Source organism: Gluconobacter sp. (genome assembly GCF_047723935.1).
GTDB lineage: Bacteria > Pseudomonadota > Alphaproteobacteria > Acetobacterales > Acetobacteraceae > Gluconobacter.
Map to the genome: position 1 here is coordinate 1 of NZ_JBDOBO010000097.1, position 7,385 is coordinate 7,385.

Annotated in this window: 6 protein-coding genes; 2 read left to right on the forward strand and 4 right to left on the reverse strand. The window is 52.0% G+C overall.

Annotated elements, in window-relative coordinates; all coding sequences use genetic code 11:
- Positions 1-200: 200 nt before the first annotated feature.
- Complete coding sequence (locus tag ABF979_RS15505) at positions 201-398, forward strand: hypothetical protein (protein ID WP_010516885.1); 198 nt, start codon at positions 201-203, stop codon at positions 396-398.
- Between the two features lie 26 nt (positions 399-424).
- Here ABF979_RS15505 and ABF979_RS15510 read toward each other — a convergent pair whose 3' ends face one another.
- The 4 genes from ABF979_RS15510 to ABF979_RS15525 are packed head-to-tail and all read right to left on the reverse strand — an operon-like array spanning position 425 to position 6,675.
- Complete coding sequence (locus ABF979_RS15510) at positions 425-3,559, reverse strand: efflux RND transporter permease subunit (RefSeq protein WP_415560632.1); 3,135 nt, start codon at positions 3,557-3,559, stop codon at positions 425-427.
- On the reverse strand, positions 3,559-4,593 hold the full coding sequence (locus tag ABF979_RS15515; RefSeq protein WP_415499487.1) for an efflux RND transporter periplasmic adaptor subunit: 1,035 nt from the start codon (positions 4,591-4,593) through the stop codon (positions 3,559-3,561). The genes ABF979_RS15510 and ABF979_RS15515 overlap by 1 nt, the downstream gene beginning before the upstream one ends.
- Positions 4,590-6,032, reverse strand: a complete 1,443-nt coding sequence (locus tag ABF979_RS15520; RefSeq protein WP_012813328.1) for a TolC family protein — start codon at positions 6,030-6,032, stop codon at positions 4,590-4,592. Before ABF979_RS15520 ends, ABF979_RS15515 begins: the two co-directional genes overlap by 4 nt.
- The gene (locus ABF979_RS15525; protein WP_010516881.1) at positions 6,025-6,675 is read right to left on the reverse strand and encodes a cation transporter; all 651 of its coding nucleotides are present in this window, start codon (positions 6,673-6,675) and stop codon (positions 6,025-6,027) included. The genes ABF979_RS15520 and ABF979_RS15525 overlap by 8 nt, the downstream gene beginning before the upstream one ends.
- 73 nt (positions 6,676-6,748) lie before the next feature.
- Here ABF979_RS15525 and ABF979_RS15530 point away from each other — a divergent pair, with 73 nt between their 5' ends.
- Positions 6,749-7,147: a MerR family transcriptional regulator gene (locus ABF979_RS15530; RefSeq protein WP_003618791.1), complete on the forward strand. Its 399-nt coding sequence runs from the start codon at positions 6,749-6,751 to the stop codon at positions 7,145-7,147.
- Positions 7,148-7,385 lie beyond the last annotated feature (238 nt).

Below are 7,385 nucleotides of genomic sequence, written 5' to 3' on the forward strand. Positions count from 1 at the left end.
CATGTCGGACATAAAAGTGGGTTGGCTCGCCTTTCGCATAACGGACATAGTCCGCGCAGTCCCCCGCTATCACTTGGAGCCGAGAGTGGGGTGATCGTTATGGGAAATAACCAGCAAGAATACAGGCGCTTAGGTTGGCCGTAGCAAGACACGCCCGAAGCCACTGGGCAGGGAGTATAAATCATTTGGATCGGGCAACGATGCTTTCGGTTTTCGGCCTTGACACGATGATGTTCGGTGCGGGCGGCAATCCAGATTTTCTGGACAGCGTCAAGATTCATGAAGGCAATTCCGAACCCAACCAGAAGGTCGAGCCAGACCGAATGGTGGCCGAGCGTGATACGGAAGCAGTTTTCATTCTGGGTTCTATTGGCATATCGGACATAATCTTCAAGTAGTTCTGTGCAGCAGTGGCCCATACCTGTCACTTGAACAAGGTTTCCGGAACTCCCGTTTCGTTTTCAGAAAAACTACCAAATTTGACAGCAAGAATAGGCAAAACAAACAGGTTAAGTATCATTGATGTCATGAGCCCTCCAAGAATGACAGCTGCCATAGGTCCTTCGATTTCCCGCCCAGGCGCATTCATATCAACAGCCAGAGGCGCCAGTCCAAGCGCCGTAACGAGCGATGTCATGAGTACGGGGACGACGCGGTCTCTGGCCCCCCGGAGCGCTGTTGTTACTCCCCATGTGAGATGTTCCCGCTCGACCAAAGTCTCAAAATGCGAAATCATCATCACCGAATTCCGAAGCGTAATCCCGAATAGAGTAACGAAGCCGACTGTTGCCCCAAGAGTTAGCGTTGTGCCGGAAACAATGATTGCCAGAATGCCGCCGACAAATGCGAAGGGAAGATTGACGAGTATCAGAGCGAGATTGCGCCATCCTTGTGTGATTATTGAGAGCAGAATCATGACCGCTATGGCAGCGAGCCCGGAATTTATAAACAGTTCCTTGCGTGATTGTGATTCAGCTTCCGCTGCGGATGTAAACTGAACGTAGGTTCCAAGAGGCAGTTTGATATTTTTTGCTATAGTCGTGCGTGCGTCCTGAACGAAAGATTGAGCTGATCGTCCTGTAACATTTGCGGTGACAGTCTGTGTTCTCTGTGCTCCCAGATGTGACACCTGATAGCGACCGTTCGTCTCATATATGTCTGCGACAGCGCGGAGTGGTACGTAGTTTCCGTGAACAGTATGCAGTGGCAGGAAGCCGACAGACGCAACATCATTACGACTTGCGTCATCAAGACGAACCATAACATTAAAAGCCGCAGAACGCTCGTATATCTGCCCCACGGTTTCACCCTGCCAGGCTGTATGGATGGATCGGAGTACATCCGCCGACCGAAGCCCCCAGCGCTCCAGATCAGCAGGGCGTAGCCGAATAGCAAGTTCCGGAACACCAGGGGGTGCTTCTATCCGGACATCTGTTGCGCCATGTATCTGATGCAACATGCGGACAATATTATTTGCCTGGATATCCAATACATCCAGATCATCGCCAATAATATTGATTGCCACAGCCGAAGACGAACCAGAAAGGGTTTCGTTTACGCGCATCGTCAAAAAACTACTGACAGAAAAACTGGCCCCAACGAACCCGTCAAGCGCTTTGCGAACGCGGGCATCAATCTGTCGGGAAGCCTTCCCATCCACCTGATTCAAATCAACCTCAAACTCGCTGGTATGTGGTCCAGACGTGTCCTCATCCAGCGAGGCGCGTCCGACTCTCTGAGCAACCGAACGGATTTCGGGAAGCTGACGAAGTTTTTCTGTAACCTGTCTACCTAATTTCAGAGACTGTTCCAGGGAAGTCCCCGGAGCAGCCGTCATATGAATGATAAGGTGACCTTCCTTGAAATCAGGAATGAAATCGCTTTCAAGGAATGGAAGGGCCGCAAACCCTATCAAGGTGGTCAGGATCATCCCGCCTATAACAAATCGGGGATGGCGCATTAATCTGGCCAGAAGACGTTCATAAGCTCTGGCGGTCCATCCTGCCAGGGGGGGCTCTCTCCGGGTTTCTCCAGGCGTCGCCAAGAGCCATGCGCAGAGTGCAGGTACAACGGTTACAGCAGCGGCAAGAGAAGCCATGACCGCAAGAACATAAGCTGTTGCCAGTGGAGCAAACAGTCGTCCCGAAAGTCCGGGAAGGGCGATGACAGGCAAGAAAACGATAATGACAGCAAAGGTCGCGTAAACCACTGCACTGCGGACTTCAACGCATGCATCGAGTACGACGCGCGCTGTAGATGCGGGCTGGACCAGAAGCCGGTTTTCACGCAATCGGCGTGTAACATTTTCGACCCCGATCACGGCGTCATCCACGACCTCGCCGATGGCGATAGCAAGCCCCCCCAGGGTCATGGCATTCAAAGTAACCCCGAGTGTCTCCAGCAACGACAGGGCTATCAGAATAGCCAAAGGTATGGTGGCGCAACAGATTGCAGCGGTTCGCAGGTCAAAAAGGAAAAGAAAGATTACGACAACCACCAGAAAACCGCCCAGAAGCAATGCTTGTGTGGCATTCCCCAATGCGGTCGTAATGAAATTGGCGGGTCGGAACAGGTCAGCATGCAATGTAATCCCCTGTCCCTGCAATTGCGGGCGGAAATCGGTAAGTGCCGCCTCGATTTCCCGGGTCACAGCCATCGTATTGGCACCGTACTGTTCCCATATATTAACCACAATGCCTGTCTTTCCCTCGATACTGGCCGCGCCGAAGGCGGGAATAGGGGCTTCAGTTACAGTGGCAATACTGCCCAGTGTGACAGCACCATTATCAGAGCGGACAATCACAGTGCGGGCCAGACTTTCTGGCGTCAGGGCCTGACCGTCAGACTGAAGAACGACTCTTTGGTTCGGGGTATCAATAAAGCCGGCCCCCTGTATGCCAGTCGCTTCCTGGGCAGCCGCAAGGACGTCATCGAGTCCGATATGATGCAAGATGAGTTGGTCTGGATGTACCTGTATCTGGAGTGACCGACGCTCCCCGCCAAACACGCTGACTCCAGCCACACCAGGCAACGCCAGCAGACGCGGCCTTAATGACCAGTCAGTAAGCGTGCGCAACTGCATGAGGGACTGTTGTTCCGACGTCAGACCAATCACCAGTACCAGACCGGCGGATGAGGTCAGTGGCGTCATAGTCGGAGCATGAACACCGGCTGGCAATTGCTGTGCAACAACATTCATTTGTTCCCCGACCAGTTGCCGGGCGCGATAAATATCGGTCGATGTCGCAAACAGGACGTTGACGACTGACAGTCCCTGAATCGAAGTCGATTGCACGCGCTGAATACCCGGGAGGCCGCTCAGGGCAATTTCCATTGGGCGACTAACCAATGTTTCGACCTGTTCCGGCGTAAAACCAGCGGCTTCGGTCTGGATCGTGACCCGTGGCGGAATGAATTCCGGAAACACATCATAGCTGGCATGTCTCAAGCCATACAGGCCATAGAAGAACAACAGACATGCGGTTGCGATAACCACGCCCCGGAAGCGGATCGAAAACCCGATAATAGCTGCCTGAAGGCTGAAAGAACGTCCCGTCATCAGTCGTCATCGCCTCCTGATTCAAGCTGAGCTCGGAATTCTTCAGACAGAAGTAATTGCGTACCCCCTACGACGATTTGCGTTTCGTGTGTGATTTGTCCTGGAGTATCTTGGATCAGGTAGCCACCTTCTCGGTCCGGCACGTCGGTCGTAATGGGTAGGCGTGTAAATTTTCCGTGTCCGTTATCACGGTATATCCACGACTTACCTTGCAGCCAGATAATAGCTGATGCAGGTATCCGGATACCGGGACGTTCCTCTTCGGTAGGCAGGAGAACGGAAACATTCATGCCCGCGACAAGCTGACTTTCAGCCGACGCAAAATAGAAAAAGCTACGCCCCTGAATAGCAGGATCGGTCATGGTTACAGGAGACAAATAGTGGAGCATTGTCCCGTGTCCACCCGTGTTTCCATAATCGGTCACATCCGCCTGACTTGGTGGGGTTGGTAGATCCGTATCTGGTGGAAGGGTCACCTTGACCAAGACCACTTGTTGTTGAAGTAACTGTGTAATGAAAATTGTATTTTTTTCGGTAGCGTCAGATATGACCGAACCAAATTGCTGTCTGATAATATTAAGTGCGTTATTCACCCGGACCTGTTCTGCTTTTACCATAGCTGAGTTGGACTGAAATCTGGCTGTTGTCTCCTGGAATTGTTCCTGAGAGATATTCTGCCGGTCGCGATACAGTCCTTTGTCACGATCGAGTTTCGCACGGGCAAGCGTCTGCTGTGCCTGCATGCTCTCCAGCCGCGCTTTCATGTCAGCATAATCACTAACAAGAGTGATAAGTTGTGTTGCGTTCAGAACGTAACCATAGGCGGGAACCAACTTTCTCCAAGGCACGATGCTGGGTCGTGCAGAAGCGATGCCACTCTTCGTAACTGCTTCCGGGGAGACCGTCACGGTCGCCTCTGCGCCAAGAACCGAAACTGGTGGATCATCATCATCTGCAATAGCAATGTCCGCCACGTTTAGAACTAGGAAGACAGAAAGACCTACAAGAGGCAGCCAGAAGGCCCTCGCTTTCATGGTGAGTTCCTTTGGTTATTTTCAAGCAGGCCGGAAACCTGCGCGGCACTGGTGTGATCAAAAATGGGCTGCTGCATGCCATCTTCGATCTGACCTATGGCTTGCCGTTGCTGAATTTCTGCTTCAAGAAGAGCGGTCTCTGCTTGAATCTGCTCTATATGAGTCATAACCATCGTTGGTCGGTCGATTGCGCCTGACTGAAGGCGGTGCTGCATCTGGTTCAGCCTTACCCGTACGGTTTTGGCAAGTTCATCCGCCTGTAGCAGAATTGATGTCGTGCCGCGGTAATTGGCCGTAGCCTGCGAGATGGACTTAAACACCGTGTTCTCTGCACGCCGGAGACGAGCCGCCGCCTCATGCTCCTGCCCAACAGCTTCAGCTATGGGGCCTTCGTTCTGATTGAAAATCGGAATTTGCAGAGAGGGATTTACCTCAAAGCGATTTGAAAAATCCCAGTTATAGGAGGGACTGATGGTGACATCGGGATAGCGTCGGGAAACTTCGACCCGTAGAGCCTGTCGGGCGGCGTCATAAGACGCAAGAAGTTCCCGCAGATCCGCGCGTTGCATTACGGCTTGGTATCTCATGTCCTGTGAATCGCGGTATTCCATGAGGTCGGGACAGACATCAAATGCTTTTGTATCAAGAGCAATGGAATCAAGTGCTTCGGCAGGAACCCCGATTGCTCCTGCCAGAGCTGCCTTACGGACGGCATACTCGCGCCGCAGATCACTGACAGACAACTCGGCATGGATCATTTCCGTCCGTACCTGCGATATTTCGAGAGCGGATGCTCGCCCCTGATCAAAACGTGCCTGTTCCAGGGTAAAGAGTTCGCGTTTAGCTGCCGCAGTCTCTTCCACAAGCTTGAGGCGCCCGGATACAGCCCAGACGCCGAGAAGAGCAGACCGCGTGTCGCTGCGTAGTTTCCATGCAGTATTGATGACTTCCCATTGCGCGACGGCAGCCCGATATCTGGCTTCTTTGATACGGTGATAACGCCTGCCGAAAAATTCGATCAGTATTGACGCGCCGTAGCCGACGTAATGAGCCGATGGGCCACCCAGCACCGTGAAACTGGGATTGGGCAGTTGACCGGCTGTCTTGATTCCAGCGCGAGCCGTTTCCAGTTCAGCTTTAGCTACAAGGATATCGGGATGAAAATACAAGGTAGCAAGCGTCAGGCGAGTGATGCCCCATGCGTTTTCCTGACTCGATACGTTTGGTCCGAGAACTTTTGTAATGAATTCTTGCAATCCGGCATCCGTAAATTGACGGCTGGAAAATTTCTGGACATCTGATTCCGGCGAAATATTTGAGTGATCACTATTTGTACAGCCACAGAGCAGGGGAAAAATCAGGAGAATGAATGCCGCATTATAGCGTGTGCGTCTCCTTACCTGCTTAATATATTCTAGAGTATTATATGATTTATACATTGATATGTCGTGATATATCTGATTTGTTATCTGTTAGTTCTACTCTCGATTGTCGCATAATCTGCACACCTCCACTAATACCAAGCATCGCAAGGATGGCAGCTACCGCAATATCCGGCCACGCAGAACGAGTGCCAAACACGCCCAGAGCTGCCAGCACAACGGCAACATTTCCGATCGCATCATTACGAGAGCAGATCCATACAGAACGGCGGTTGGCATCACCTTTCCGGTGTGTCCATAATATGAGGGCACAGGCCAGATTGACCGCGAGGGCAAGCAGACCAATGCCGCCCATTGCGTCTGGGTGAGGCGGATGGTTGCTGTTCATTACTATCCACCCAGCATTGGCCATTACCCATAGCCCAGCCATGAACAGGGTCAGGCCTTTCAGAAAGGCCGCGCCAGCTCGCCATCGCAATGCCATTCCGGCAACACTGAGGCTTATTGCGTAGTTGGCGCTGTCGCCAAGGAAATCAATCGCGTCCGCCTGTACGGATGCAGATCCAACCGACACGCCAGCCCCAGCTTCAACGGCAAACATGCTGGCATTGAGAAAAAGCGCGATCAGGAGCGCTCTCCGCCATGATTTATTGATTGGTAGCGGCGTATCTGTGCATCCACCACAGCATCCTCCTGCCATCCAGCGCCTCCCTGACGAATCATCTGTTTTAATGTATGCTCCCTGTAGCAACTACAGGGTCAAGAGGCAGGGAATGCGATCGATTGGTGCCTTGGGGAAGGCGACGAATACCAAAGTCGAGACGATCCGCTATTACGAACGGATCGGTCTTCTGGCTCCGCCACAGCGGACCGATGGCAATTATCGCACTTATGATGATGAGGCACTCGCGAGACTGTCTTTTATTCGTCGATCTCGGGATCTGGGTTTTTCATTAGACCAGGTAAGAGCTCTATTATCCCTAACGGATCAGGGAACCCAGGATTGTAAGACAGTTGATAGAATTGCTCGTGACCATATGGCAGAAATTGAGCGCAAAATTGCGGATCTCATCGCATTGCGCCATGAACTTTCTACGATGATAGAATCATGCGGGGGAGGTAATATTTCAGAATGCCGAATTATTGAAGCACTTTCTCCGTTTGATAATTAGTTCTCCTGACTTTTTTCGCAGCCAGTCGATTCTGCATTTGACGGAAGATTACCCGAAATAGTTATACGGCCTCATCCTCACGTGTCAGAATCTGAAAAATCCTCATGGAAAATTCAAGGACTATACGTGCTCCCATGGTGGCAGTTTATGATCAGGCCAGTTCTGAAGCAGACATTCGGCTTCCCTGAAGGGTTTCGGGCGCCGCGAGGCGTACGAAAGTCTGGGAAGACCGAACCCG

Bases quoted from the DNA above. Each gene is read 5' to 3' on its own strand.
- ABF979_RS15505 (WP_010516885.1), top strand. From the start codon at position 201: ATGCTTTCGGTTTTCGGCCTTGACACGATGATGTTCGGTGCGGGCGGC.
- ABF979_RS15510 (WP_415560632.1), bottom strand. From the start codon at position 3,559: ATGACGGGACGTTCTTTCAGCCTTCAGGCAGCTATTATCGGGTTTTCG.
- ABF979_RS15515 (WP_415499487.1), bottom strand. From the start codon at position 4,593: ATGAAAGCGAGGGCCTTCTGGCTGCCTCTTGTAGGTCTTTCTGTCTTC.
- ABF979_RS15520 (WP_012813328.1), bottom strand. From the start codon at position 6,032: ATGTATAAATCATATAATACTCTAGAATATATTAAGCAGGTAAGGAGA.
- ABF979_RS15525 (WP_010516881.1), bottom strand. From the start codon at position 6,675: ATGGCAGGAGGATGCTGTGGTGGATGCACAGATACGCCGCTACCAATC.
- ABF979_RS15530 (WP_003618791.1), top strand. From the start codon at position 6,749: ATGCGATCGATTGGTGCCTTGGGGAAGGCGACGAATACCAAAGTCGAG.